Here is a 23,361-nt window from a genome sequence, read left to right as displayed (position 1 = left end):
CGTCGCGGCCCCGGTCACTCGCGCTGCCGCGCCTTGAGCCAGCGCCCCGGGCTCATGCCAAACTCCCGCTCGAACGCCCGCCCGAAGGCGGTGCCCCCGCTGTACCCCGCCCCCAGCGCCACCTGGGTAATGGACTCCCCCGCCAGCAGCTGCTGACTGGCCAGCACCATCCGCCAGCGCGTCAGATAGTCCAGCGGCGTCTGCCCGGTCAGCGCCTGAAAATGAGCGGCGAAGCGGGCGCGCGACATGCCCGCCTCCCGCGCCAGGGTCGCCACCGTCCAGGGCTCGTCCCCGCGCTGATGCATGGCCGCGATGGCCCGAGCCAGTCGCGGGTCGGAGAGACCGGCCAACATCCCCTGCCGGCAGAGCCCCTGTTCCACCAGATGACGCAGCAAGAGGATCAGCAGCACCTCCAGCAGACGGGAGAGGATCGGCGGCTGACCGTAACGCTCGGCGAAGGCCTCCTCGAACAGCAGGGTCAGTACCGGCGCAATGGCCGGGATCGTCTGCAGCGGCAGCACCAAGGTATCCGGCAACGCCAGCTGCAGTGGTGAGTCTCCTGCCGGCCCGAACGACACGCTGGCACACACCAGGTCGCAGCCCGCCAGCTGGCGGGGTTCGAGCCTGTGAGCCTGCCCCCTGGCGTAGAGGATCAGGGTCGGCTCGGTCAGCAACAGGGGTTCACCCCCCTCTTCGCGCAGCAGCAGTTCGCCACGGCGCAACAAGTGCAGATGGCCGCCGGCGGGATAGTCGCTGCTGTGAGAGTGCTGACACAGGTTGCCGGCGAAAAAGAGACTGGCCTGGGGAGCGGCATGGGCCAGCAATATCGAGAGTGGATCCATATTTGAGACGCCTGGTAGTCAATGATGGACTCTGGGTGATAAACCGTACCATTAAAACCGGCATAGTGTCTCCCGTACCCAACCCAAACAGGAGCACATCATGAGTCGCATTCACGCCGTCGTGCAGCCCAAACCGGCAGCCGCCCCCACCTTCGCCGCTCTTAAAAGCAGCCTGGGCATGGTCCCCAACCTCTACGCAACCCTGGCCCACTCACCGGCCCTGCTCAACGGTCTGCTCGGCTTTGCCGATGCGCTGGGCAAGGGGCGGCTCAGCGCCCGCCAGCGGGAGCTGCTGGCACTGGCCATCGGTCAGGCCAACGCCTGCCAGTACTGCCTGTCGGCCCACACCCTGCTGGCTGGCCGGGCCGGTTTCGATGACGACGCCATCCGGGCTGCCCGTCTCGCTCAGGCGGCGGATCCGCTCGATCACGCCCTGTTGCAGCTGGCGGTCGCCCTGGTCACCCAGCGCGGTGTCATCAGTGATGCGCAACTGGCCGCCGCCCGGGCGGCGGGCGTGGATGATGAGCTGATGATGGAGGTGCTGGGGCAGGTGGTCATCAATACCCTGACCAACTACGGCAATCATCTGGCAGAAACCGACATCGACTTTCCGCCCGTCACGCTCACCCCATGACAGAGGAGCAGAAATGGAACGTCATGACCGAGGTTTTCTGATCGCCCTCGCGGGGGTGGTACTGACCCTGCTCTGGATCGGCGTGTTCAAGTTCACGCCGACCGAGGCGGCGGCCATCCGGCCGCTGGTGGCAAGCCACCCGCTGATGAGCTGGCTCTATGCCGTGCTCTCGGAGCAGGCAGTCTCCAATCTGATCGGGCTGGTCGAGATCCTGATCGCCGGCGGCTTGATTGCCGGCCTGTGGCGGCCACGTCTGGGCTACTGGAGCAGCCTGGGGGCCATCCTGACCTTCCTCGTGACCCTCAGCTTTCTGCTAACCCTGCCGGGCGTCTGGAAGCTGGTCGACGGGGTGCCGGTCACCGAGTTCTTTATTTTCAAGGATCTGGTGCTGCTCGGCGTTGCCTGGCACTACCTGAATTTGAGTCGCGCCAGACTGGCCGACGCCTGACGACAATGCCTTTTTACGCCCCGGAAGGGGCGTTTTTTTATCAGGCGGCCCTGGCTGGCCGCTTGCTCCCCCGCTTGCCTGCCCCCGTCGTGCCACCACTCGCCGGGCTGCGCTTGCGTTTGGTGAAGCGACGCTTGTCGGCCCCGGGCGATGCCTTGGGCAGGGCGCTGAAGCTGGCCCCCGAATCCTGCCTGGCGCCGTCGATCAAACCGTTCAGCTGCTCGGTGAGCGGCCCCATGAACTGCTGATAGCTCGCCTGTCGCTCGGCAATCCGGCCGAGGTGCTGCTCCCACAGCGCCGTCATGTCCGGGGTGGTGGCCGTGGCCGGCAGGGCCTGGATCAATGCCCGCCCGGTGGGGGTCGCCTTGATGCTCTTGCCCTGGCGCACCAGAAAGCGGCGCTTGAACAGCAGGTCGATGATGCCGGCCCGGGTCGCCTCGGTGCCGAGGCCGTCGGTTTCGCGCAGAGTCTTGCGGATCTCGGGATCCTGCACGTAGCGGGCGATGCCGGTCATGGCGGCTAGCAGGGTGGCATCGGTGAACGACTTGGGCGGCTGGGTCATCTTCTCCAGCAGCTCCCCCCGCTCGCACAGCAGCTGCTCGCCCTGACGCAGGGCAGGCAGGGTTCCCGCCTCCTCCTCGTCATCTTCCTCCACCCCCAGCAGCGCCTTCCAGCCCGCCTTGAGGATCCGCCGCGCCTTGGCCTGAAACTGCCCGCCGGCGATGCGCAGCAGCACCTTGCTGTCGTTGTACTCGAACGGCGGGTAGAACTGCAGCAGATACTGGCGGGCAATCAGGCCATACAGCCTGGCTTCATCGCCACTCAGGCCCCCCTCGTTGCCGTGCTTCTCGGTGGGGATGATGGCGTGGTGGGCATCCACCTTGCTGTCGTTCCACGCCTTGCTGCGGATCTTGCCGTCCGCCTCGCTCACCGCCCTGGCCAGCGCCGGCGCCGTGCTGGCGATGGCCTCCCGCACCTGGCCGGCCCGATTGAAGTGCTCGCTCGGCAGATGGCGGCTGTCGGATCTGGGGTAGGTGATGAGCTTGTGCCGTTCATAGAGGCTCTGGCAGACGTCCAGCACCCGCTTGGCGTCCATGCCGAACCGCTTGGCGGCATCGATCTGCAGGCTGGAGAGGTTGTAGGGCAGCGGCGCCGCCTGCTTGCGGGCCTGCTCCTCCACCTCTTCCACCAGTGCGGGTTGACCCTGGATCCGCTCCATTACCTTGGCGGCCAGTGCCCGGTTGAGCACCCGCCCCTCCTCGTCCTGCCAGGGCAGACAGGCCTCGGAGGGCAGCCACTTGGCGCTGAAGCGTTCGTTGCCCTCGGTCTGTAGATGGGCCAGCACCTCGAAGAAGGGTTTGGGCACAAAGGCCTCTATCTCGAGATCCCGCCGCACCACCAGCCCCAGCAGCGGTGTCTGTACCCGGCCGACCGAGAGCAGCTCGCTGCAACCCCCCTTGCGACCAAGCAGGGTATAGGCGCGGGTCATGTTGATGCCGTAGAGCCAGTCGGCCCGGCTGCGGGCCAGCGCCGACACCGCCAGCGGCACGAACTCCTTGTTGTCTCTGAGCTTGTCGAGGGCGCGGCGCACCGCCGGCGGGTTGAGATCGCTGATGAGGCAGCGCAGCACCGGCCGGGTTTTGCCGTAGCCGAGGAAATCGATCACCTCGTCCACCAGCAGCTGCCCCTCCCGGTCCGGGTCACCGGCGTTGACCACGCAGTCGGCCTGCTTGAGCAGGCGCTTGATGACGGTGAGCTGGGTCTTGGTCTTCGGCTTGGCCACCAGCTGCCACTGGCTCGGGATGATGGGAAGGGATTCCATGCGCCACTGCTTGTAGGCGGCATCGTAGGCATCGGGCTCGGCCTGCTCCAGCAGGTGGCCGATGCACCAGGTCACCACATCCCCCTGCGCGGTTTCGATGAAGCCCTCCCCCTTTTTGTGGGGCTTGGGCAGCACGTCGGCAATGGCGCGCCCCAGACTGGGCTTCTCGGCGATAAAGAGTCGCATGGCAAACACCTGAACACTGTATATGCGAACAGTATATACCGTGCCCCGGGCAAAGCCCAAGCCCTCGCCCGGCGCGAGACGACAGGCTGCTGCACAGGCGAGAGAAGGGAGCAGGGAGTCATGGCCCAACGATAAAAAGTGGAGAGAAAGTGGCGCAGCGGCATCAATTATGCCTCAAACGAGGAGCAAAAAGACGGTAAAATCGCAGAATGTTAAATTAAATTCAGTTAAATGATAAATAACAAAATAATAATTGCATTTAAAATAACAATACAAAATATAAATCATGACAGAGGTCAATCAACTACCTCTCCATGGATACTACTATATTGGTAATATTTGAACGTAGGAAAACGCCGTCATGCTTGGAAAACTGTTGAGAAAAACCTGGTTCTGGCTACTGCTGCTCGGGGCCCTCTTGGGCGTTGCAGCGCTGGGGGTCACGGTGACCGTCATGCACAAGACCAGCTCCACCGAGTTCTGCGTCTCCTGTCACTCCATGCAGACCCCGCTGGCCGAGTATCAGGGCAGCGTCCACTTCCAGAACGTGAAGGGCATCCGCGCCGAGTGCGCCGACTGCCACATTCCGGGTGATCCCACCTCCTATCTGTGGACCAAGATCCGCGCCGTGAAAGACATCTATCACGAGGCGATCGGCACCCTCGACACGCCGGAGAAATACGAGGCCCACAAGCTGCGCATGGCGCAGTCGGTGTGGGACGAGCTGAAGGCCAACGACTCCGCTACCTGCCGCAGCTGCCACAGCTACGCGGCCATGGACATCCTGGCTCAGCGCCCCAACGCCCGTGCCGAGCACCCGGTCGCCATCAAGGAGGGCCAGACCTGCATCGACTGCCACCGCGGCGTCGCCCACATCATGCCCGACATGAGCGGCCTGGCCGCCGCCGGTGCCAGCGAGCTGGCGCAAGCCGCCGCCCAGACCCCGGCCAACGTCACCACCCGTTACGCCATCGCCACCACCCCGCTCTATCTGGATGCCGGCGCCAAAACCGACGAAGGCACCCTGATGCCCTCCACCCAGGTGGAAGTGCTGGCCAACGACAACGGCCGCGCCCAGGTGCGCATCGACGGCTGGCAGCAGGACGGGGTGAGCGAGGTGTTCTACGCCGCCCCCGGCAAGCGCATCCTGAGCACCCTGCTCGGCGACAAGGCCAAGGCACAGCTCACCACCGGCAAGAGCGAAACCGACAGCGCCACCAACCTCACCTGGCATCAGGTCAGCCTGACCGCCTGGGTGGATCAGAGCCAGCTCATCGGCGATCAGGGCAAGCTGTGGCAGTACGCCTCCACCCTGATGTCCAACAACTGTACCGGCTGCCACGGCCTCACCGCACTGGATCACTTCAACGCCAACCAGTGGATCGGCGTCATCAAGGGGATGGAATCACGCACCTCCCTGACCCCGGAACAGGCTCGCATGTTGACCCAATACGTCCAGAAACATGCCAGTGACATGAACGCGGCGCACTAAGGCTGGCACAGAGGAAATCGTCATGACTTTTTTTACCGATAAGCAAACCAATCTCTCCCGCCGCAATCTGCTCAAGGGGCTGGGCGCCTGCGCCGCCCTGCCGCTGCTGGCCGGCGTCTTCCCGAAAAGCGCGCTGGCCAAGGCCATCAGCACGGCACTTGAACAGTTCCCGACCCTGGTGCCCGCCCAGAAAGGCATCCTGACCGGCGCCCACTGGGGGGCCTTCGAGGCCATCGTCGAAGAGGGCCGCATGGTGCGGGTCCAGCCGGTGGCCGATGATCCGGCCCCCAACGATCTCATCGACATGGCGCCGTTCCAGGTCCACGCCAAGAACCGCATCAAGTACCCCATGGTGCGCAAGAGCTGGCTGGAGCAGGGCCCGGGGGCAAAACCCGAGCTGCGCGGCGCCGACGAGTGGGTGCGGGTAAGCTGGGAGAAGGCCATCGCCCTGGTAGCCGGCGAAATCAGCCGGGTGCAGAGCGACTTCGGCCCGCAGGCGATCCACGCCGGTTCCTACGGCTGGAAGAGTGTCGGCATGTTCCACAACAGCCGCACCCTGCTGCACCGCCTGATGAACCTGGCGGGCGGCTTCACCGGCTATGCCGGCGACTACTCCGCCGGCGCCGCCCAGGTGATCATGTCCCACGTGATGGGCTCCATCGAGGTGTATGAACAGCAGACCGCCTGGCCCAACGTCATCGAGCACGCCGAACTGGTGGTGCTGTGGGGGGTCAACGCCCAGGTCACCCTGAAGAACAGCTGGAACATGCCGGATCACGAGGGTCAGGCCGGCTTCAAGGCGCTCAAGGAGAAGGGCACCCGCATCATCAGCATCGACCCTGTCTACAACGAAACCGCCAAGCTGGCCGGGGCTGAGTGGATTGCACCGAACGCCTACACAGACGTGGCCATGATGCTGGGGGTGGCCCACACCCTCTACAGCGAGCAGAAGCACGATCAAGCCTTCCTTGACCGCTACACCACCGGCTTCGACAAGTTCCTGACCTATCTGCTCGGCAAGGAAGACGGCCAGCCGAAGAGCGCCGAGTGGGCCAGCAGCATCTGCGGCGTCGATGCCAAGGTGATCCGCCAGCTGGCCCTCGACATGGCGTCCAAGCGCACCATGATCATGGCGGGCTGGGGCATGCAGCGGCAGCAGCACGGCGAACAGCCCAACTGGATGCTGGTCACCCTGGCCGCCATGCTGGGCCAGATCGGCCTGCCGGGCGGCGGTTACGGCTTCAGCTACCACTACTCTTCCGGTGGCAGCCCCACCGCCAAGGGCGGCATCCTGGCGGGCATCTCCGCCGGCAATGCGCCGAAGAACGGGCCGGCGCCGATCCCGGTGGCCCGCATCGCCGACTGTCTGGCCAACCCCGGCAAGACCATCGACTTCAACGGCCGCAAGGTGACCTACCCGGACATCAAGCTGGTCTACGTGGCGGGCGGCAACCCCTTCCACCACCACCAGGACACCAACAACCTGGTCAAGGCCTGGCGCAAGCCGCAGACCGTGATCGTGCACGAGCCCTACTGGACCGCCACCGCCAAGCACGCCGACATCGTCCTGCCGGCCACCACCAGCTACGAGCGCAACGATCTGGAGATGGGCGGCGACTACTCCCAGCGCTACGTCTTCCCGATGCACCAGTGCGTGCCGCCCCAGTTCGAGGCGCGCAACGACTTCGACATCTTCCGTGACGTGGCCGCCAAGCTGGGCCTGCAGGAGCAGTACACCGAAGGCAAGGACGAGATGCTGTGGCTCAAGCAGATGTACGACGGCATGGCCGCCCAGGCCCGCGGCGCCCGGGTGGCGCTGCCGCCGTTCAACATGTTCTGGGAGTCCAACAACTACATCCGCTTCCCGGTGCCCGAGGCGAACCGCCAGTGGATCCGTCACGCCGATTTCCGTGAGAACCCGCTGCTCAACCCGCTCGGCACCCCGTCCGGCAAGATCGAGATCTTCTCCAGCACGGTGGCCGGCATGGGTTATGCCGACTGCGCCGGCCATCCCAAGTGGTATGAGCCCAAGGAGTGGATCAAGAGCAAGGAGGCGACCCGCTATCCGTTGTCGCTCAACACCTCCCACCCGACCCAGCGGCTGCACTCCCAGCTCGACAACACCCCGCTGCGGGACAAGTTCGCCATCGCCGATCGCGAGGCGATCCTGATCCACCCGGACGACGCCAAGGCACGCGGCATCCAGGATGGCGATCTGGTGCGGGCCTTCAACGACCGCGGCCAGATCCTGGTGGGGGCCCTGCTCTCGACCGACATCCGCCCCGGGGTGGTGCGGGTGTGCGAAGGGGCCTGGTTCGATCCGGCCACACCGGGCGAGGCGGGAAGCCTGTGCAAGAACGGCAACGTCAACTGCCTCACCTTCGACGAGGGCACCTCCAGCCTGGCGCAGGGCAACTGCGGTCACATGGCCCAGCTGCAGATCGAGAAGTACCAGGGCCCGGCCCCGGTCAACACCGCCCACGCGGTGCCAGCCAACGCCTGAGCAGACGAGTAAGCAACAAAAACGGCGCCATCAAGGCGCCGTTTTCTTATCTAGGTTTGTGGTGTGACTCGGAAGCCACCCTCAACCATCTACTCTTGTGCACACTCCACCCGCTTTGCAGCCAGAGCGCGGACAAGGGCTCAGAATCAGAAGTCCCCTTCCACCATGTACTCTTCCGCACACTCCACCAGCTGAGGCCAGAGTTCTTCCGGCACCCAGGCATCCGGGTCATCTTCATCCCCGTCGTACTGGCTCCAGAAATAGCGGCGCAGGCCGGAGGCGAAGTCATCGCTCAGCTCGGCCAGCTCGGAGAGCGGCCCCAGCCAGGCGATGCGGCGCAGGCCGGAGGCGAGATCGTTGATGGCGTCCATCAGGCCGCGATCGTCAAAGCTCTGCTCCACCAGCAGGGTGAAGCGTTCGCGCGCCCGCTCGGTCTGATCCTCATCCAGCTCGCCCACGTCGGCCAGCAGGTCGACGAAATCTTCCAGCAGGAAGGCAATCAGGCTGTCGCGATCCTCAAACCACTGGATCTGGGCCCCCTTGGTGCCCAGCACGGAGGCATCGAACGAATCGTCGAGGTGACACAGTGCCCATGGATCATCGGTCATGGTTCTCTTCCTCATGCTAAAACAGGTGCCATATCTTATGCCTAGCTCTCCACTCTTGCCACCTTGGGCAACGAGAGAGAAGCCGCCAGCCCGCCGAGTTCGGCGCGCCCCATGATGAGGCTGCCGCGGTAGGCTTCCGCCAGATCGGAGACGATGTTGAGACCCAGGCCCGAGCCCGGCACCTTCTCGTCGAGCCGCACCCCGCGCAGCACCGCCTTGGCGATCTGATCCTCGCTCATGCCGGGACCGTCATCCTCGATGCGCAGGGTGATCCAGCCCCCCAGCTCGGCGCTGGAGATGCGCAGATGACCGGCCGACCACTTGAAGGCATTCTCCAGCAGATTGCCCACCATCTCGTCGAAGTCCTGCTCCTCCACCCCGACCGCCAGGGTGGCCGGCACCTGCAGGTCCACTTCCCGCCCCGGATAGAGGCGGGAGAAGGCGCGGCAGATGTACTCCACCCGTGCCCGCACCGGGGTTGACACCCCGAGGATCTTGGCGGCGCCGGTCACCCGCGCCTTGCCGAGGTGGTAGTCGATGTGACGCTGGATCTGATCGAGCTGCTCGCCGAGGGCGGCCTGATCCTCCGGCGGCAGCTGGGCCACCTGGTTGCGCATGATGCTGAGCGGCGTCTTGAGGGCGTGGGCCAGGTTGCCGGTGTGGGAGCGGGCCCGCTGCAACAGCTCGCCATAGTGGTGCAGCAGCCGGTTGATGTCCTCCACCAGCGGCTGGATCTCCAGCGGGTAGCGCAGCCGGAACCCCTCCTGATGGCCCTGATGGACCCGGCTCAATTCGCGGCGCAACAGGTGCAGCGGCCGCAGGCCGTAGACGATCTGGAACATGAAGCCGAGCACCAGTCCGGTCGCGGCAAAGCCGAGGCCGAGGAACAGGCTGATGCGGGTCTTCTTCAGGGTCTGGGTCAGGGCGCTGCTGTCCTTGGCCATCACCAGGGTGAACACCCGATCCGAACCGGGCAGCAGCACGGTACGGGTCATGATCAGCAGCGGCTCCTTGTTGGGCCCCTTGCCGACGAACAGATCAGGGTCGCCGAAGGCCGACTTCAGGCCGTGCACGTCGAGGTGCACATCCCACAGGGAGCGGGAGCGGCTGACCACGCTCTCCCCCAGCTCCAGTTGCCAGTAGTAACCCGAGTAGGGCTGGCGAAAGCGGGGATCGGCCATGGGTTCGGTGACCACCGGCAGGCCATCCGGCTGGATCTCGAGGCGGGAGAGCAGATCGTAGAGCTGCAGACGCAGGCCGTCGGCCTCCGCCTCCTGCCAGTAGTTGCGCATCATGGTCTGCAGGCTGAAGCCGGTGGCAAACAGGAACAGGCCGCACCAGACCATGGCGATGACCACCAGCCGCCCCCGCAGGGTGCGCACCAGCCTCATTCAGCCACTCCTGCACAAGGGGGCATCAAGTGCCGGTTCATTCGTTGATCCGGTAGCCGAGGCCGCGCACCGTCTCGATCAGATCGGCGTGGGTCTTCTTGCGGATCCGGCCGATGAACACCTCCACCGTGTTGGAGTCGCGGTCGAAATCCTGGGCGTAGATGTGGTCGATCAGCTCGCTGCGCGACACCACCTTGCCCCTGTGCTGCATCAAATAGCCGAGCACCCGGAACTCGTGGGCGGTCAGCTTGATGGGGGTGCCTTCGTACCACACCTGGGACGCCGCCATGTCGAGCCGCACTCCGCCGATCTCCAGAATCGAGCTGGCGTTGCCCGCCGCCCGTCGCACCAGGGCATGGACCCGGGCCACCAGCTCGGCCACCTGGAACGGCTTGGTGAGATAGTCGTCGGCCCCGGCGTTGAGCCCCTCGATCTTCTCGTGCAGCTGGCCACGGGCGGTCAGCACCAGCACCGGGGTGTCGATCCCCTTGCTGCGCCACTCTTTCAGTACGCTCAGGCCGTCGCGGCCCGGCAGACCGAGATCCAGAATGATGGCGTCGTAGGGCTCGGTCTCGCCGAGAAAGCCGGCCTCGTTGCCGTCGTGGCAGAGGTCGGTCACGAAACCGGACAGGCGCAGCTGTTCCGCCAGCTGGCCCGCCAGGGTCTTCTCATCTTCAACTATCAGAATTCGCATAAATGGGTATCCAAAGCAGGGTTGTGCCGGAACCGGCAGCGGTTGGGGGGACGAACCGGACGGTGGGTTCGCGGGCTCACTCCATCACTCCTCTTCCGGGGGCGGGCGCGGTTCGAACAGCCGCTCCAGATGGTGGCCCTTGAGCCACACCATCTCCAGGTTGTCGGCCCGATAGCCCACCTTGATGACGCTGTTCTCGCTGTCGATCAGCTTGAGTTCGTACAGCCAGATGCCGTCCTCCTCCCCCAGATCGACCCGCAGCACCCGTACCGGCAGGCGGGAAGCCACCTCCATCACCTCATGAAAGGGGCGCACCCGTCCCTCGCTGACCGCCTGCTGCAGCAAGGCCTCGTTCGGCGTGGCCGCCTGTGCCAGTGCCGGCAGCAGCAACCCAAGCAGAGACAGGGCTCTATTCATGGATGATTCATCTCCCAAAACCTAACATAATGCCGTTTATAGTCTGCCAGCCATGAATCCGGAATGAATATGATCCGACGCAGTTTCCTGCTGATCCTTTGCCTCTTCGCCACCCTCGGCTGGGCGGCCGAGAGCCGTCTCGACATGGCCGGGCTGGTCAAGCTGCTGGTGGCCCAAGGGTATCACGACATTCGGGAAGTGGAGCTGGAAGGGGACAAATTCGAGGTGGAAACCCTGGATGCCCAGGGGCAGCGGGTACGACTCCTGGTCGACGCCCATACGGGTGACATCAAAAAAGAGGCCGACTAGGCCTCTTTTTTATTGCGGGTTGTCGGGGCGGCGTACTGCCGGCCTCATGCCTCCCTCAGTTTCTGCGGCCGAAGCCGGCGCCAGGGGCGCAGCAGCTTGTCGCGGCGTGGCACCAGCAGGGCACAGGCCAGCAACAGGTAGATGAGGGGCTCCTGCCAGCCGCTCTTGAGCGACCACCAGTAGTGCACCGGCACCAGCAGGGCCACCGCGTAGATCCAGTTGTGCAGCTTCTGCCAGGCCGGCCCCATGCGCCGCAGCAGGGCCGGGATCGAGGTGAGGCTGAGCGCCAGCAGCAACAGCAGCGCCACCATACCCACCACGATATAACTGCGCTTGACCAGCTCGCCGCCAATCAGCCGCCAGTCAAACTGCAGATCCAGCCCCAGCCAGACCATAAAGTGCAGACCGGCCCAGGTGGCGCACCAGAGCCCGAGCGGGCGGCGCAGCTTGATGAGCTGCCCCTGCCGCCAGCGTTTGGCCAGCGGCGACACCAGCAGGGTGAGCAACAGCAGATTGAGCGCCCCCTTGCCCAGATAGTGGGTCAGCCCCTGTACCGGATCCCCTCCCAGCAGGCCGCCGGGCACGGCCACCAGCAGCCAGAGCAGAAACCCCAGCGAGGCGAGGTGTACCAGCGCCCGCAGCAAGGTGATGTGACGCGCCGTCAGTCGCAGAGTCATGATGTCAGCTCCTTTCGTCTCAATACCACTTGCGCAGGTCCATGCCCTGATAGAGGGACGCCACCTCGTCGGCATAGCCATTGAACATCAGGGTCGGCTGGCGCTTGGCGCCGAAGATGCCCCCCTCGCCGATGAAGCGCTCGCTGGCCTGACTCCAGCGCGGGTGATCCACCGCTGGATTGACGTTGGCGTAGAAGCCGTATTCGTTGGGGGCCAGCAGGTTCCAGGTAGTGGGTGGCATCTCCTCCACCAGCCGGATGGAGACGATGCTCTTGATGCTCTTGAAGCCGTACTTCCAGGGCACCACCAGCCGGATCGGCGCGCCGTTCTGGGCTGGCAGCGCCTTGCCGTAGAGCCCCATCGCCAGGAAGGAGAGCGGATGCATCGCCTCGTCGATGCGCAGCCCCTCGACATAGGGGTAGTCGATGCCGCCACCGAGGGAGCGGGAAGCCTGACCGGGCAGCTGCTCCGGATCATAGAGGGTCTCGAAGGCCACGAACCTGGCGCGGCTGGTGGGCTCGGCCCGGCGAATGAGGTCCGCCAGCGCGATGCCGCTCCAGGGCAGCACCATGGACCAGGCCTCCACGCAGCGCAGCCGGTAGATGCGCTCCTCCAGGGTGCTCTTGTTGATGAGATCCCACACGTCCAGGGTAAACGGCTTGGCCACCTCCCCCTCTACCTTCAGGGTCCAGGGCTCGGGTTTGAGGTAGTGGCCATTGCGGGCCGGATCCCCCTTGTCGGTGCCCAGCTCGTAGAAGTTGTTGTGGGTGGTGGCCTTCTCCTCCGGCGTGAGGATCAGCCCCTCCGGCCGGGCGGCGGCGTGGATGTTGAGCGCCCGGGTGGCGACCGGTGCCGGCTTGTCGCCAGAGAAGAGATCGAGCACCCCGGCCTGGGTCGGAAACGCCAGGGTGGCGGCGCCGAGCCCCAGCCCTTTCAGGAGCAGGCGACGATCCTGATAGACGGCTTCCGGCGTGACGTCCTGTTCGGTGAGGTGATGGGCAGAGCGGCGCTTGAGCAACATGGAAAAACTCCCGGGGCGATGAGGGTAACAATCATAAGACCCGCCCCGGCCGAGTTTTATTTCACGGAAAATTACATGAACTGATAGAGGGGCAGTGCCTTGGCCATGGTTCCGACCAGAAACAGCACTACGAACACCAGCAGGGGAACGATCACATTTGGCACCATCAGACTCACTCCATGAGCAGGACAGGGCCTCTAACTATGGTGCAGACACGACCGCCTCACCATGAATTTTTTTCGCGAGCGCAAGCGTATTCCTGAGTTGAAATGAGTGATGCAGATCACACACAATTCCGCCCCTGCTTGCCGCCCCCCCTGCGCGGGGTAGGCTCCCCTTTTTCCGGATTTCACTACTGAAGAGTCACGCCATGAGCCCATTGATCGCCATCGCCATCACGACCGGGATCCTCTCCGCCGTCTGGGGCTGGGTCGCCGTCACCCTCGGCCTCCTCTCCTGGGTCGGCTTCCTCGGCTGCACCAGTTATTTTGCCTCCAGCGGCGGCTACAAGGCGCTGCTGCAGACCCTGCTGTGCAATGCCAGCGGCATGCTGTGGGCCCTGCTGCTGATCCATGGCGACGCCTGGTGGGGCGCCGGGGTGGCGGGTTACCTGATGACCGGGGTGGTGGCGACCCTGATGTGCGTGCAGGCCAGGCAACAGTGGCTCTCCTACATTCCCGGCACCTTCGCCGGTTGCTGCGCCACCTTCGGGGCAGCGGGAGAGTGGCGGCTGATCCTGCCCTCCCTGGTGATAGGGGCGCTGTTCGGCTACCTGATGAAGGCAAGCGGCCTCTGGCTCTCCCATAAGACCCAGAAAACCCAGGCCACGGCTGGCGTCACCGACCCGGCTTGAGCCGGCCTAACGTGACCGATCCGGTCTGAAACCAGAGGGGCGGCCCGTCATCGACGGGCCGCCCCTCTGTCATTTATCCCTTCGACTTGAAGTTCGCCGCTTCTATACCGTGCCGGTTCAACAGCTTGTAGAAGTCGGTGCGGTTTCTGCCCGCCATGCTGGCCGCCAGGGTGACATTGCCCTCGGTGGTGCGCAGCAGCCGGATCAGATACTCCTTCTCGAACTCGGCCCGCGCCTCGTTGAACGAGGGGATGCCACCACTGCCGCCACTCAGGGCAGACTCCACCATGGCGGCGCCGATCACCGGGCTGCAGCAGAGGCTGGCCAGCTGCTCCACCACGCTGTAGAGCTGGCGCACGTTGCCGGGCCAGGCCGCCGCCGCCAGCAGCGCCAGCGCCTCCGGCGAGAAGCCGAGGGCGGCGCATTCGCCGTGGCGGCTGCGATACTCGTCCAGCGCCTGCCTGGCCAGCAAGGGGATATCCTCGCTGCGGGCACTGAGGGGCGGCATTGTGATGTTGGCCACGTTGAGCCGATAGAAGAGGTCTTCCCGAAAGCGCCCCTCCTCCATCGCCGCCACCAGATCCTGATGGCTGGAGCTGATGACCCGCACCTCAGGCGTGCCTTGGCCGTACTCCTGCAATACCTGCAGCAGCTTGGCCTGCAGCGACTCCGACAGATCCCCTATCTCGTCGAGAAACAGGGTCGCCCCCTTGGCCTGCTCAAACAGGCCGGACTGGCCATCCTCGCCGAACAGCTGCAGATCCAGTGCCGCCCAGGGCAGCGCGGCACAGTTGATCACATACAGCGGCTGATCACGCCGGCTGCTGGCCTGGTGCAGGGCCTGGGTCATCACCCCCTTGCCGGAACCGGAAGGGCCCATGATCAGCACCGGCACCTCCATGGTGGCGATACTGCTAGCCTGGATCAGCAACTGCTCCATCTGCGGGTTGCGGGTCAGGATCAGCGACTGCCACTCCTGGCGCTGCTTTGGGCGCGTCAGGCTCAGCGCATGCTCTATGGTGGCGAACAGCTCGTCTTTGTCGATGGGCTTGGTCAGAAAACTGAATACCCCGGAACGGGTCGCCTGAATGGCGTCCGGGATGGTGCCGTGGGCGGTCATGATGATGACCGGTAGCCCCAGCCACTGGGACTGGATCCGCTCGAACAGCGCCAGCCCGTCCATGCCGGCCATGCGCAAGTCGCTCAGCACCAGATCGGCCCGTTGCTGGCGCAGCCGGTCCAGCGCCCCTTCGGCGCTGTCGGCGGTATCCACCTCATAACCCTGGCTGCGCAGACGCATGCTCATCAGCTTGAGCAGGCTGGCATCATCATCAACCAGCAGGATGCGACTCATTTCAGCGCCTCGCCGTTGCCGTTCAGCTTGCGCTGATTGAGCTGTTCATCGATGGCGGAGAGCTGCTCGATCTGGCGGCGCAGACGCTGCACCTCCTGACTCTGATCGTCGCGCCGGCTGTCACGGGCCAGCAGCTCCTCGCCGAGGGCAATCCAGCTGCGCAGGAAGGCCTGGGCATCCAGGCCGAGCTCGGGCAGCAGGCTCTTGAGCTTGTCCAGACCGGCTCGCCGGCTGGCCACCGATTCGGACGGGTGGGTGTTGACCATGGCCAGGCTGACCCGGCTCTCGAGGTCGGTAGCCCCCTTGAGACGCTGGCGCTCCTGAGCCCGTTGCTGGGCATGGCTGGCCAGCAGCCAGTCCGAGTATTGCAGGCGCACCTGCATCTCCTTGTTGGCAAACTCCATCCGCTTGGCGAGGGCAAGATCCGGCGACGCCGCCGGATCACGCGCTGGCAGCAGGGAACAGCCTGTGAGCAGGCTCATCATCAATACCGGAACAACACATTGTTTCATCTTGGGCTTCACTTCAACGTCAACCGGAAACAGACATCCGCCTGTTCATCTTCAACCAATACCAACTCGCCGCCAAGGCTCATCGCCGATTCCCGGGCGATGGAGAGCCCCATTCCGGAGCCTTTCAGCAAGCCCTGGCGCACAATACTGCCCTGCTCGAAGGGTTCGAAGATCCGCTCCCGTTCGGCCACGGGAATGGCGGGCCCCTCGTTGGCCACCTCCAGCCAGCTGCCGTTGCCATCCTGCCCGGCACGGATCCAGATCTGCCCTCCCTTGGCGCCGTAGCTGACCGCATTGGAGAACAGATTATCGAGGATCAGCCGCAAGCGATATGGCTCCGCTTTCAGCGTGAACGGATCGGTCGGCAAGTGTACACTGATTTGTTTGGATTCCAGCGCCAGCCGGTATTCTGCAGATAATTCTGACAGCAGGGGCGCCAGTGCCACCGGCGTCAAAGTGAACACCTCCTGCTGGCTGAGCCGGTTGAAATCGAGCAGCCGCTCAATAAGGGTCTGCAGACGCCGGCTGTTCTCCTCCAGCATCTGGCAGATCTCCTGCTGATCCTGGGTGAGCGGCCCTACAAGCTGCTCGGAGAGCAGATCCGCCCCCTCCCGCAGCACCGCCAGCGGGGTCTTCAGCTCGTGGGAAACGTGGCGCAGGAACTGGTATTTCTGCTGCTCCAGCTCCTTCAGTTTGTCGTGCAGCCAGCCGATCCGCTCCCCCAGCAGCACCAGTTCGGCCGGCCCGTCCACCGGCCGCTTGTCCGGCTCCACACCGGCCCCCAGACTCAAGATCCGCGACTCAATCTGACGCACGGGGTGGATGATCAGGTAGGTAAACAGCAAGACCAGCAGCAGGCTGAGCACCGCCACGAAGCCGCTGACCCACCAGATCTCGGTCATCAGGGCGGCGATGGTGGCCCGCACCTTGCTGACGTGATCGTCTACCTGACTGCGAGTGATGATCTCGAGCTGCTGGTTGGCCTCGTTGAACTCGTCAAACTTGGGGCTGTTGGATTCGGCCTTGGCCCGGGCGAGATCCTGCAGGCTGTCGAGCCAGACGAGGGCCTGCTCGATGCCGCCATAGGCCTCGGCGTCAGGAATAGAACTCTGGTGGGCGGCCAGCTGGTCGCGGTAGCTCGCCAGCTGCTGCTGGTAACTGGCCAGGATGCGCTCATCCCCGAGCACCGCATAACGGCGCAGGGTGCGCTCAAGATCGATGGCCTGGGTGGTCAGCAGAGTGGCCCGGCGGGTATCGCGCACCGCCCGCTCCAGCTCATCGCTGGTCAACTGGCTGAGGTGGTCAAGGGCCTGGCTGTCATGCCAGATCATGCCGCCCAGCGGCATCAATACCAGGACGAACCCCATCAATACCACTTGCAGCAGGGAGCGTGGGCGTACCTTGGTCATCTTGTGCGGTCTCACTTCATCTGGGGTGGGTCAGCATATCCGCACTCCCCCAAAAAGCAAAACCGGCCAGAAGGCCGGTTCATGCTCTCTTCCGGGGTCACGCCAGACCCACGGATACCACACAGATAATCAGGATCATGGCCAACGCACCCGAGGCGGTCAGCAGTGCCCATTTCAGTTCCACACTCATGCAAATCTCCTTTCTTGCCAAGATGATAGAGCCTGATCACAACAGACGAACAGATGTTAATGCATAGTTAAGCCGATAACCGTGAGCTGTGTAAGAATTTCAGATGAGCCCTATCAAAGGACTGATGACATGTTCTATCTGTGTAGCATAGGGTCGAATCTTGACCCCCACCAGCATGTCGGCCAGGCGGTTGCCGAGCTGCTTGCCCACTTTGGCCGCCTGCGGCTCAGTTCGGTGATCCAGACCAAGCCGGTCGGCATGCATTCAAGCCATGACTTTCTCAACTGCCTGTTTGTCGCCGAGAGCGAGCTGGCTCAGCCCCGACTCAAGGCACACTTCGTCGCCATGGAGCTGGCCCACGGCCGGGATCGCAGCGATCCGCACTGCAAGGTGCGGGACCGCCCGCTGGACATCGACATCCTGGCCAGCAGCGAAGACGACGACTTCTCCGCCGCCCAAGTTGACGCCTATCTCGACGAGCTGTTGGCAGAACTCTACGGCAAAGGAGAGGTGCACGACCCCAAGGTGACCCTGCCGCTGCACACCCGGCTGATGGCGGGCAAGGTGATCGAGGAGGGGCAGGTCGGCCTGGCCCCCGTCGCCCTGCAGCGCGACATGGCCATCCCCTGTTGATGGCTAGATGACGGCCAGACTGCGGCCACCATCCACCCGGATGCTGGCCCCGGTCATGTAGTCGTTCTGCATCAGCAACTGCACCGCCTGCCAGATGGGCGCCAGCCCCCCTTCCCGCGCCAGCGGCGTCTTCGCCAGCACCTGTTCACGCCACGCATCCCCATGCTCGTCGAGAAACAGAATGGGGCCAGGCTCTATGGTGTTGACCCGGATGGCCGGCGCCAGCTCGCGGGCAAAGCTCATGGCGAGCGAATGGGCCCCCGCCTTGGTGGCCACATAGCTGGCAAACTGGGGCGCCGGAGCGTGGATATAGATGTCGGTGATGTGGATGATGCTGGCATTGGGATGGCGTGTCAGCTGAGGGGCCAGCGCCCGGTTGAGCTGGAAGGGGGCCGCCATGTGCACCCGGTAGAATTGATCAAACTGGGCCAGCTGGGCCGCCGGCTCGCTCGCCTGCGGTTCAAAGGCCGAGGCGTTGTGGATCACCAGCGCCAGATCCGGCTGGGAGGCCAGCACCTCGATGAGCCGGCCCACCTCTTGCTCCCGGTTGAAGTCGGCCTGCACCAGCGTCACCCCTAGCGCCCGCAACCGTGCCAGCTCCGGTCGCTCGCTGCGATAGCTGCCGGTTACCTGCCAGCCTGCCGCCACCAGCTGTTCACACAGATAGAAACCGAGCCGACGGCCACATCCTGTCACCAATGCACGCATAATCCCTCCTCTCTTATCCGCAGGAATGCCTATCGATCCCCACGGCACAAGCCATTGGCCGTTGCCGCCATCCGGCGGGCATAGTGGCCCCATCATCACCTTACGGAGCCACTTCCATGTTGCAGATCCGCGATCACATGAGCCGTCTGACCCACTCCCTCACCCCGCAGCTCGGCCTGGCCGAGGCGCTGGACCGACTGCATGACGCCGGCCTGAGCGGCCTGCCGGTGCTGGACCCGCAGCAGCGGCTGATCGGGTTTCTCTCCGAGCAGGATTGCATCCCGAGCCTGCTCACCGGCAGCTATCACTGCGATACCCGCACCCGGGTGGAAGACCTGATGAACCGAACCCCGCTCTCGGTCAGCCCGGACGACAGCATACTGGAGCTGGCCCGCCAGATGACCGAGGCCAAACCCAAGGTCTATCCGGTGCTGGAGGGCAATAGGGTAATAGGCATCATCAGCCGCCGGCAGGTGATGCAGGCCCTCAACGCACAGATGAAGGCCTGCCTGCCCACCTAAATCTGGTAACGCCCCTTGTCGCCGATATCGAAGTGCAGGGGCATCCGCCATTTTGCCAGCGCGAGCAGAGTGAGCAGCGCGCCACACACCAGCGCCACCAGGGCGGCGGCCCAGCCGATGCCGGTCAGCTCCAGCAGCCACAACAGGGGTAGCAGCAGGGGCACCGCCCTGATCCCCGGAATGGCGAAGCAGAACTGCTCCTTGAAGGCCAGCCCCGCCAGCATGGCTAGGGCCGCCCCCAGCACCAGCACATCCGGCGCCCCGCTCGCACTGAGCAACAGGGCGCCCCAGCCCAGCCCCTGCAGCAAGAAGCGAATGCGCTTGTCATAGACATGCAGGCACAGGCCGCATACCCCGCTGGCCACGGCCAGCGCCGTCAGCCACTGTGCCGGCGTCAAAAAATCCTGCCCGATCAGCAAGCTTGCCCCTCGACACAGCAGCAGCAAGGCTGCCAGACTCAAGCCCAGGCGATAGAGGCAGACCGACAGCCTGTCGATGCCGTCCAGCTCGCTTTCAATTTCAGGGTTTGCCATATACAGTCGCCTCTACGAATCAGGGGCAACCCAATATACTGGTATCAGGTGCCAAATAATCTTCAAATGGGTTCAGGAGAGGTAGTTTGCGTGTAATCCACCTGCTTTGGCTACTGTTCCCGCTCAGCCCCTTTGCCAGGGAGCTGATCGTCTGTGGCACGATGGAACCCCCGCTCAAATACCTCGATGCCGCTCAGCAGCCCAGAGGGCTCGATGTCGACATCGTCACCGCCATCTTCGGCAGACTCAAGATCCCCATCAAGATCGAGCTGGCCGATTCCGGTGCCCGTCTCACCCGCAACGCAGAGACCGGTGTTTGCGATGTGGTGATGACCCACTCCTACAAGGCGGAGCGGGAACGCTACCTCATCTACCCCCAGCAGGCCCATATCCGCCACAGCTGGCACTTTTTCGTGCGCAAGGCCGACCTGCTGAAGATCCGCTACGAGACGCTGAGCGATCTGAAACCCTGGCGCATCGGGGTGACCAAGGATTTCTCCTACACCCCCGAGCTGGCTGCCGCCCTCACCGATCCCTCCTATCACTTCCAGGAGATCACCATGAACCAGCTGCAGCTGCGCAAGCTGCTGGCCGGACGGATCGATACGGTCCCCATGCCGTTGGTCACCGCCTTCGCCCAGATCAGGGAGGAGGGACTGGAGGGCAAGCTCGACTACCTGCCCAAACCGCTCAAGAGTAGTCCCTACTTCAACACCTGGGCCCGCGCCCGCGCCGACCAGAATACCCCGGCCCAGATGGCGGCCTACGACGCCGAGCTGCTGCGCATGAAACGCGACGGCCGCCTCAAGGCCCTCTACGACAAGTACGGCATCCCCTATATCGAACCCTGATCGGCCGGTCAGGGCTTCATAGCCCGCAAGCTCGAGTTTTGCAGCGAGACAAGCGTCTCGCAGCCCCCTCATGCAACCCGGCTCAAGGCTTCACATCCCGCAGGATCGGGTTCTGCAGCGAGATCAGGGTCTCGGTGGACTGTATCTCGTCGATGGTCTGGATCTTGTGGATCAGCACGGTCTGCAACTCGTCGATGGAGCGGGTCATCACCTTCATGAAGATGCTGTAGTGGCCCGTGGTGTAGTAGGCCTCCACCACCTCGTCCAGCGCCTGCAGCTTGGCCAGCGCCGAGGGGTAATCCTTGGCGCTCTTCAGATTGATGCCGATGAAGCAGCAGACGTCGTAACCCAGCTTCTTGGGGTTCACCTGCACCCGCGTTCCCTCGATGATGCCCGCCTGCTTCATCTTCTCTACCCGCACATGGATGGTGCCCGGGCTGACCAGCAGTTGTTTTGCCAGCTCGGCGTAAGGCAGCCGTGCATTCTCCATCAGGGCGGTGAGGATGGCCTGATCGAGATTATCGATCCGATAATTTTCCGGCACTTTTTTGCACTCCCTTTGATGATTCATCATTAATCACCCGTATATTTTGAAGAAAAAAATACACAAGGCCTATTTCTATTATCGAATATTGAATTTAGTTGGCAATCTGTTGAAGAATCCTCACATCCAGCGGGTTCAAGACAGGTATTCAGCATGAAACAGCACTACATTCGCAGCCAGCAACAGATCAGCTTCGTCAAAGAGATGTTCTCCCGCCAACTCGCCCAGCAACTGGGTCTGATGGAGGTACAAGCCCCCATCCTGAGCCGGGTCGGTGATGGCACTCAAGACAACCTCTCTGGCCACGAGAATGCGGTGCAGGTCAAGGTGAAGACCCTGCCTGAGCACAGCTACGAAGTGGTGCACTCACTGGCCAAATGGAAGCGCCAGACCCTGGGCCGCTTTGGCTTTGGTCCGGGCGAAGGCATCTACACCCACATGAAGGCACTGCGTCCGGACGAGGATCGCCTCACCCCCATCCATTCCGTCTACGTGGATCAGTGGGACTGGGAGAAGGTGATGCCGAGCGAGCGCCGCGATCTGGCCTACCTGCAGGAGACGGTGCGCGGCATCTGGGCCGCCATCAAGGCCACCGAGCGCGCGGTTTGTGCTGAACATGAGCTGACCCCCTTCCTGCCGGCCGAAATCCAGTTCGTGCACAGCGAAGAGCTGCTGACCCGCTACCCGGATCTCGACGCCAAGGGGCGCGAGCGAGCCATCGCCAAGGAGCTGGGTGCCGTGTTCCTGATCGGTATCGGCGGTGCCCTCTCCCACGGTGAGCGCCACGATGTGCGTGCCCCGGACTATGACGACTGGAGCAGCCACAGCGAGCTGGGTCTGGCAGGTCTGAACGGCGACATCCTGGTGTGGAACCCGGTGCTGCAGGACAGCTTCGAGATCTCCTCCATGGGGATCCGGGTCGACGCCGAGGCGCTGCGCCGCCAGCTCGCCATCACAGGTGACGAGGATCGCCTGCAGTACGACTGGCACCAGGATCTGCTGGCCGCGCGGATGCCGCAAACCATCGGCGGCGGCATCGGTCAATCCCGTCTGGCCATGCTGCTGCTGCAAAAAGAGCACATAGGTCAGGTTCAGGTCGGCGTCTGGCCGGCCGAGATGAAAGCTGCCGTGCAGGGCATGCTGTAACGAATGAAGGCCAGGCCGGCGCGATCGCCGCCGGCATGGCAACAGGCAAGTGGCCGTCGGGGTTGAGCGAGCGCATCCCCGGCAGGCTGTAAGAGGCAAGACCGGCAGCGGCCTTGCTTCGCCATCGGGGGCTTGCCCCTGCGACCCGCTCAACCCACGTCAGGTCGCTTCACTACATTCCTCCCGGCAATCTTCGGATTGCCGTTTTTTTTACGCCGAAAACCGGTATTCGAAACCGGCTCCGATCTGGCACTGGCGCGGCAGATCCGCTTTCCTGCTGCCGGTGCAGTGGCAGGCAAACAGCTTCTCCACCGCCTCCTCCTGCAGATAGGCGCCAAGCGCCGCCGCCCGCTGCGGACCGGAAAACTTCAGGTGCAGGCCGCCGATGACGGCGTGGATCCGCTCATCGCCACACACCTCCCTGGCCCGCTCGATAATGTTCTCGACCCCGGCGTGACCACAGCCGATAAAGACGATCAGCCCCTGCTCACTCTTGTAGGCCAGCGCCGAGTCGTCGCTGATAAGGTCTTTTTCCACCCGTCCGTCCCGCATGATGTAGCCAAGCAGCGAGGGGGTAGCCCGCTCGCGCCGCGCTATGCTGCCGAGGAACACCAGACGATCCGAGAGCCACACCGGCTCGGCCGAGCAGTGGGGGAGCAAGCCTCTGGCTGCCAGCGATTCCCGCTCCAGCCCTCCCGACAGGCGATAGAGGTTGCGCCGCCAGAAGGGAAGCGGCAGGAAGTAGCCCCGCTCGCAGAACACGTCCGGACAGGCGATGAGAGGAATGGGAGTCGGATAGACGGGCAGCGAGCCGACCCCGCCCACATGGTCGTAATGCCCGTGAGAGAGCACCACATGGGTGAGCGAGGCGAGATCGACCCCCATCACGGCGGCGTTGTGGCGCAGCGCCCGGCCACGGCCGCTGTCGAACAGCACCCTGAGGCCGTCGCACTCCAGCAGCAACGACAGCCCCTTCTCGGGCAGACAGCCAGGCAGATGGACATCATCATCCACCAGTACGGAAAAGGTGAGCATTCAATTACCCCTCAAAAAAACGCAGGCT

26 protein-coding genes are annotated in these 23,361 nt (G+C 63.9%); 10 read left to right on the top strand and 16 right to left on the bottom strand.

Features of this window, described 5'->3' with window-relative positions:
• Nucleotides 1-14: 14 nt before the first annotated feature.
• Nucleotides 15-842, bottom strand: a complete 828-nt coding sequence (locus AB5Y98_RS11755) for an AraC family transcriptional regulator (RefSeq protein WP_242761930.1) — start codon at nt 840-842, stop codon at nt 15-17.
• A 100-nt stretch (nt 843-942) separates the two neighbouring features.
• On the opposite strand from AB5Y98_RS11755, the gene AB5Y98_RS11750 reads away from it, so the two are divergent.
• Together AB5Y98_RS11750 and AB5Y98_RS11745 are read left to right on the top strand one after the other, a co-directional pair.
• On the top strand, nt 943-1,476 hold the full coding sequence (locus AB5Y98_RS11750) for a carboxymuconolactone decarboxylase family protein (protein ID WP_017409800.1): 534 nt from the start codon (nt 943-945) through the stop codon (nt 1,474-1,476).
• Between the two features lie 13 nt (nt 1,477-1,489).
• Nucleotides 1,490-1,924: a DUF417 family protein gene (locus AB5Y98_RS11745; protein WP_017409799.1), complete on the top strand. Its 435-nt coding sequence runs from the start codon at nt 1,490-1,492 to the stop codon at nt 1,922-1,924.
• 40 nt (nt 1,925-1,964) lie between these two features.
• Here the strand turns inward: AB5Y98_RS11745 and AB5Y98_RS11740 are convergent, their stop codons facing one another.
• The gene (locus tag AB5Y98_RS11740) at nt 1,965-3,932 is read right to left on the bottom strand and encodes a DNA topoisomerase III (RefSeq protein WP_368231949.1); all 1,968 of its coding nucleotides are present in this window, start codon (nt 3,930-3,932) and stop codon (nt 1,965-1,967) included.
• A gap of 361 nt (nt 3,933-4,293) precedes the next feature.
• On the opposite strand from AB5Y98_RS11740, the gene AB5Y98_RS11735 reads away from it, so the two are divergent.
• Together AB5Y98_RS11735 and torA are read left to right on the top strand one after the other, a co-directional pair.
• Nucleotides 4,294-5,424: a NapC/NirT family cytochrome c gene (locus AB5Y98_RS11735; RefSeq protein WP_017764798.1), complete on the top strand. Its 1,131-nt coding sequence runs from the start codon at nt 4,294-4,296 to the stop codon at nt 5,422-5,424.
• 22 nt (nt 5,425-5,446) lie between these two features.
• Nucleotides 5,447-7,927, top strand: coding sequence for a trimethylamine-N-oxide reductase TorA (gene torA / locus AB5Y98_RS11730; RefSeq protein WP_368231948.1), 2,481 nt, complete (start codon nt 5,447-5,449; stop codon nt 7,925-7,927).
• A gap of 146 nt (nt 7,928-8,073) precedes the next feature.
• On the opposite strand, the gene AB5Y98_RS11725 is transcribed toward torA, so the two are convergent.
• From AB5Y98_RS11725 to AB5Y98_RS11710, 4 genes are all read right to left on the bottom strand, one after another.
• Nucleotides 8,074-8,535 carry a hypothetical protein gene (locus AB5Y98_RS11725; protein ID WP_010635837.1) on the bottom strand — a complete coding sequence of 154 codons (462 nt, stop codon included), beginning with the start codon at nt 8,533-8,535 and terminating at the stop codon, nt 8,074-8,076.
• Between the two features lie 41 nt (nt 8,536-8,576).
• The gene (locus AB5Y98_RS11720) at nt 8,577-9,926 is read right to left on the bottom strand and encodes a sensor histidine kinase (RefSeq protein ID WP_010635836.1); all 1,350 of its coding nucleotides are present in this window, start codon (nt 9,924-9,926) and stop codon (nt 8,577-8,579) included.
• Nucleotides 9,927-9,963: 37 nt separating this feature from the next.
• Nucleotides 9,964-10,620 (bottom strand): response regulator transcription factor, encoded by a 657-nt coding sequence (locus tag AB5Y98_RS11715; RefSeq protein ID WP_005306366.1) that lies wholly within the window; start codon nt 10,618-10,620, stop codon nt 9,964-9,966.
• 84 nt (nt 10,621-10,704) lie between these two features.
• Entirely contained in the window at nt 10,705-11,037 is a 333-nt protein-coding gene (locus AB5Y98_RS11710; protein WP_011707718.1) for a PepSY domain-containing protein, read from the bottom strand.
• 63 nt (nt 11,038-11,100) lie between these two features.
• Between AB5Y98_RS11710 and AB5Y98_RS11705 the strand changes: the two genes are divergently transcribed.
• Nucleotides 11,101-11,346 carry a PepSY domain-containing protein gene (locus AB5Y98_RS11705; RefSeq protein ID WP_042050118.1) on the top strand — a complete coding sequence of 82 codons (246 nt, stop codon included), beginning with the start codon at nt 11,101-11,103 and terminating at the stop codon, nt 11,344-11,346.
• 44 nt (nt 11,347-11,390) lie between these two features.
• Here the strand turns inward: AB5Y98_RS11705 and msrQ are convergent, their stop codons facing one another.
• Both msrQ and msrP read right to left on the bottom strand, forming a co-directional pair.
• A complete protein-coding gene (gene msrQ, locus AB5Y98_RS11700) occupies nt 11,391-12,023 on the bottom strand; it encodes a protein-methionine-sulfoxide reductase heme-binding subunit MsrQ (RefSeq protein WP_368231947.1) in 633 nt (210 codons plus the stop codon).
• A 19-nt stretch (nt 12,024-12,042) separates the two neighbouring features.
• Nucleotides 12,043-13,044, bottom strand: coding sequence for a protein-methionine-sulfoxide reductase catalytic subunit MsrP (gene msrP, locus AB5Y98_RS11695; RefSeq protein WP_368231946.1), 1,002 nt, complete (start codon nt 13,042-13,044; stop codon nt 12,043-12,045).
• 370 nt (nt 13,045-13,414) lie between these two features.
• Between msrP and AB5Y98_RS11690 the strand changes: the two genes are divergently transcribed.
• Complete coding sequence (locus tag AB5Y98_RS11690) at nt 13,415-13,897, top strand: DUF1097 domain-containing protein (RefSeq protein ID WP_368231945.1); 483 nt, start codon at nt 13,415-13,417, stop codon at nt 13,895-13,897.
• 73 nt (nt 13,898-13,970) lie between these two features.
• Here AB5Y98_RS11690 and AB5Y98_RS11685 read toward each other — a convergent pair whose 3' ends face one another.
• The 4 genes from AB5Y98_RS11685 to AB5Y98_RS11670 all read right to left on the bottom strand — a co-directional run bounded on the left by AB5Y98_RS11685 (nt 13,971) and on the right by AB5Y98_RS11670 (nt 17,362).
• Nucleotides 13,971-15,251 (bottom strand): sigma 54-interacting transcriptional regulator, encoded by a 1,281-nt coding sequence (locus AB5Y98_RS11685; RefSeq protein WP_017779308.1) that lies wholly within the window; start codon nt 15,249-15,251, stop codon nt 13,971-13,973.
• On the bottom strand, nt 15,248-15,763 hold the full coding sequence (locus tag AB5Y98_RS11680; RefSeq protein ID WP_017764803.1) for a hypothetical protein: 516 nt from the start codon (nt 15,761-15,763) through the stop codon (nt 15,248-15,250). The genes AB5Y98_RS11685 and AB5Y98_RS11680 overlap by 4 nt, the downstream gene beginning before the upstream one ends.
• 8 nt (nt 15,764-15,771) lie before the next feature.
• Nucleotides 15,772-17,172 carry a sensor histidine kinase gene (locus tag AB5Y98_RS11675; protein WP_368231944.1) on the bottom strand — a complete coding sequence of 467 codons (1,401 nt, stop codon included), beginning with the start codon at nt 17,170-17,172 and terminating at the stop codon, nt 15,772-15,774.
• Nucleotides 17,173-17,269: 97 nt separating this feature from the next.
• On the bottom strand, nt 17,270-17,362 hold the full coding sequence (locus AB5Y98_RS11670; protein ID WP_005306410.1) for a YnhF family membrane protein: 93 nt from the start codon (nt 17,360-17,362) through the stop codon (nt 17,270-17,272).
• Between the two features lie 129 nt (nt 17,363-17,491).
• Here AB5Y98_RS11670 and AB5Y98_RS11665 point away from each other — a divergent pair, with 129 nt between their 5' ends.
• A complete protein-coding gene (locus AB5Y98_RS11665; RefSeq protein WP_017787108.1) occupies nt 17,492-17,995 on the top strand; it encodes a 2-amino-4-hydroxy-6-hydroxymethyldihydropteridine diphosphokinase in 504 nt (167 codons plus the stop codon).
• Between the two features lie 3 nt (nt 17,996-17,998).
• Here AB5Y98_RS11665 and AB5Y98_RS11660 read toward each other — a convergent pair whose 3' ends face one another.
• Nucleotides 17,999-18,703, bottom strand: a complete 705-nt coding sequence (locus tag AB5Y98_RS11660; RefSeq protein WP_319906927.1) for an SDR family oxidoreductase — start codon at nt 18,701-18,703, stop codon at nt 17,999-18,001.
• A 116-nt stretch (nt 18,704-18,819) separates the two neighbouring features.
• On the opposite strand from AB5Y98_RS11660, the gene AB5Y98_RS11655 reads away from it, so the two are divergent.
• Complete coding sequence (locus AB5Y98_RS11655; RefSeq protein WP_139431046.1) at nt 18,820-19,224, top strand: CBS domain-containing protein; 405 nt, start codon at nt 18,820-18,822, stop codon at nt 19,222-19,224.
• Here the strand turns inward: AB5Y98_RS11655 and AB5Y98_RS11650 are convergent.
• A complete protein-coding gene (locus AB5Y98_RS11650; RefSeq protein WP_139724371.1) occupies nt 19,221-19,757 on the bottom strand; it encodes a DUF2301 domain-containing membrane protein in 537 nt (178 codons plus the stop codon). The genes AB5Y98_RS11655 and AB5Y98_RS11650 overlap by 4 nt on opposite strands.
• Before the next feature lie 86 nt (nt 19,758-19,843).
• Here AB5Y98_RS11650 and AB5Y98_RS11645 point away from each other — a divergent pair, with 86 nt between their 5' ends.
• The gene (locus AB5Y98_RS11645; RefSeq protein WP_005306420.1) at nt 19,844-20,608 is read left to right on the top strand and encodes an ABC transporter substrate-binding protein; all 765 of its coding nucleotides are present in this window, start codon (nt 19,844-19,846) and stop codon (nt 20,606-20,608) included.
• A gap of 82 nt (nt 20,609-20,690) precedes the next feature.
• On the opposite strand, the gene asnC is transcribed toward AB5Y98_RS11645, so the two are convergent.
• The gene (asnC, locus tag AB5Y98_RS11640) at nt 20,691-21,152 is read right to left on the bottom strand and encodes a transcriptional regulator AsnC (RefSeq protein WP_005306422.1); all 462 of its coding nucleotides are present in this window, start codon (nt 21,150-21,152) and stop codon (nt 20,691-20,693) included.
• 153 nt (nt 21,153-21,305) lie between these two features.
• Between asnC and asnA the strand changes: the two genes are divergently transcribed.
• Nucleotides 21,306-22,298, top strand: coding sequence for an aspartate--ammonia ligase (asnA, locus tag AB5Y98_RS11635; RefSeq protein ID WP_024942111.1), 993 nt, complete (start codon nt 21,306-21,308; stop codon nt 22,296-22,298).
• Nucleotides 22,299-22,508: 210 nt separating this feature from the next.
• Here the strand turns inward: asnA and AB5Y98_RS11630 are convergent, their stop codons facing one another.
• On the bottom strand, nt 22,509-23,333 hold the full coding sequence (locus AB5Y98_RS11630; protein ID WP_324053497.1) for an MBL fold metallo-hydrolase: 825 nt from the start codon (nt 23,331-23,333) through the stop codon (nt 22,509-22,511).
• Nucleotides 23,334-23,361 lie beyond the last annotated feature (28 nt).

The organism is Aeromonas sp. s3 (assembly GCF_040907805.1).
GTDB classification, from domain to species: Bacteria; Pseudomonadota; Gammaproteobacteria; order Enterobacterales; family Aeromonadaceae; genus Aeromonas; species Aeromonas dhakensis.
This window is presented reverse-complemented; position numbering and strand designations above follow the sequence as displayed.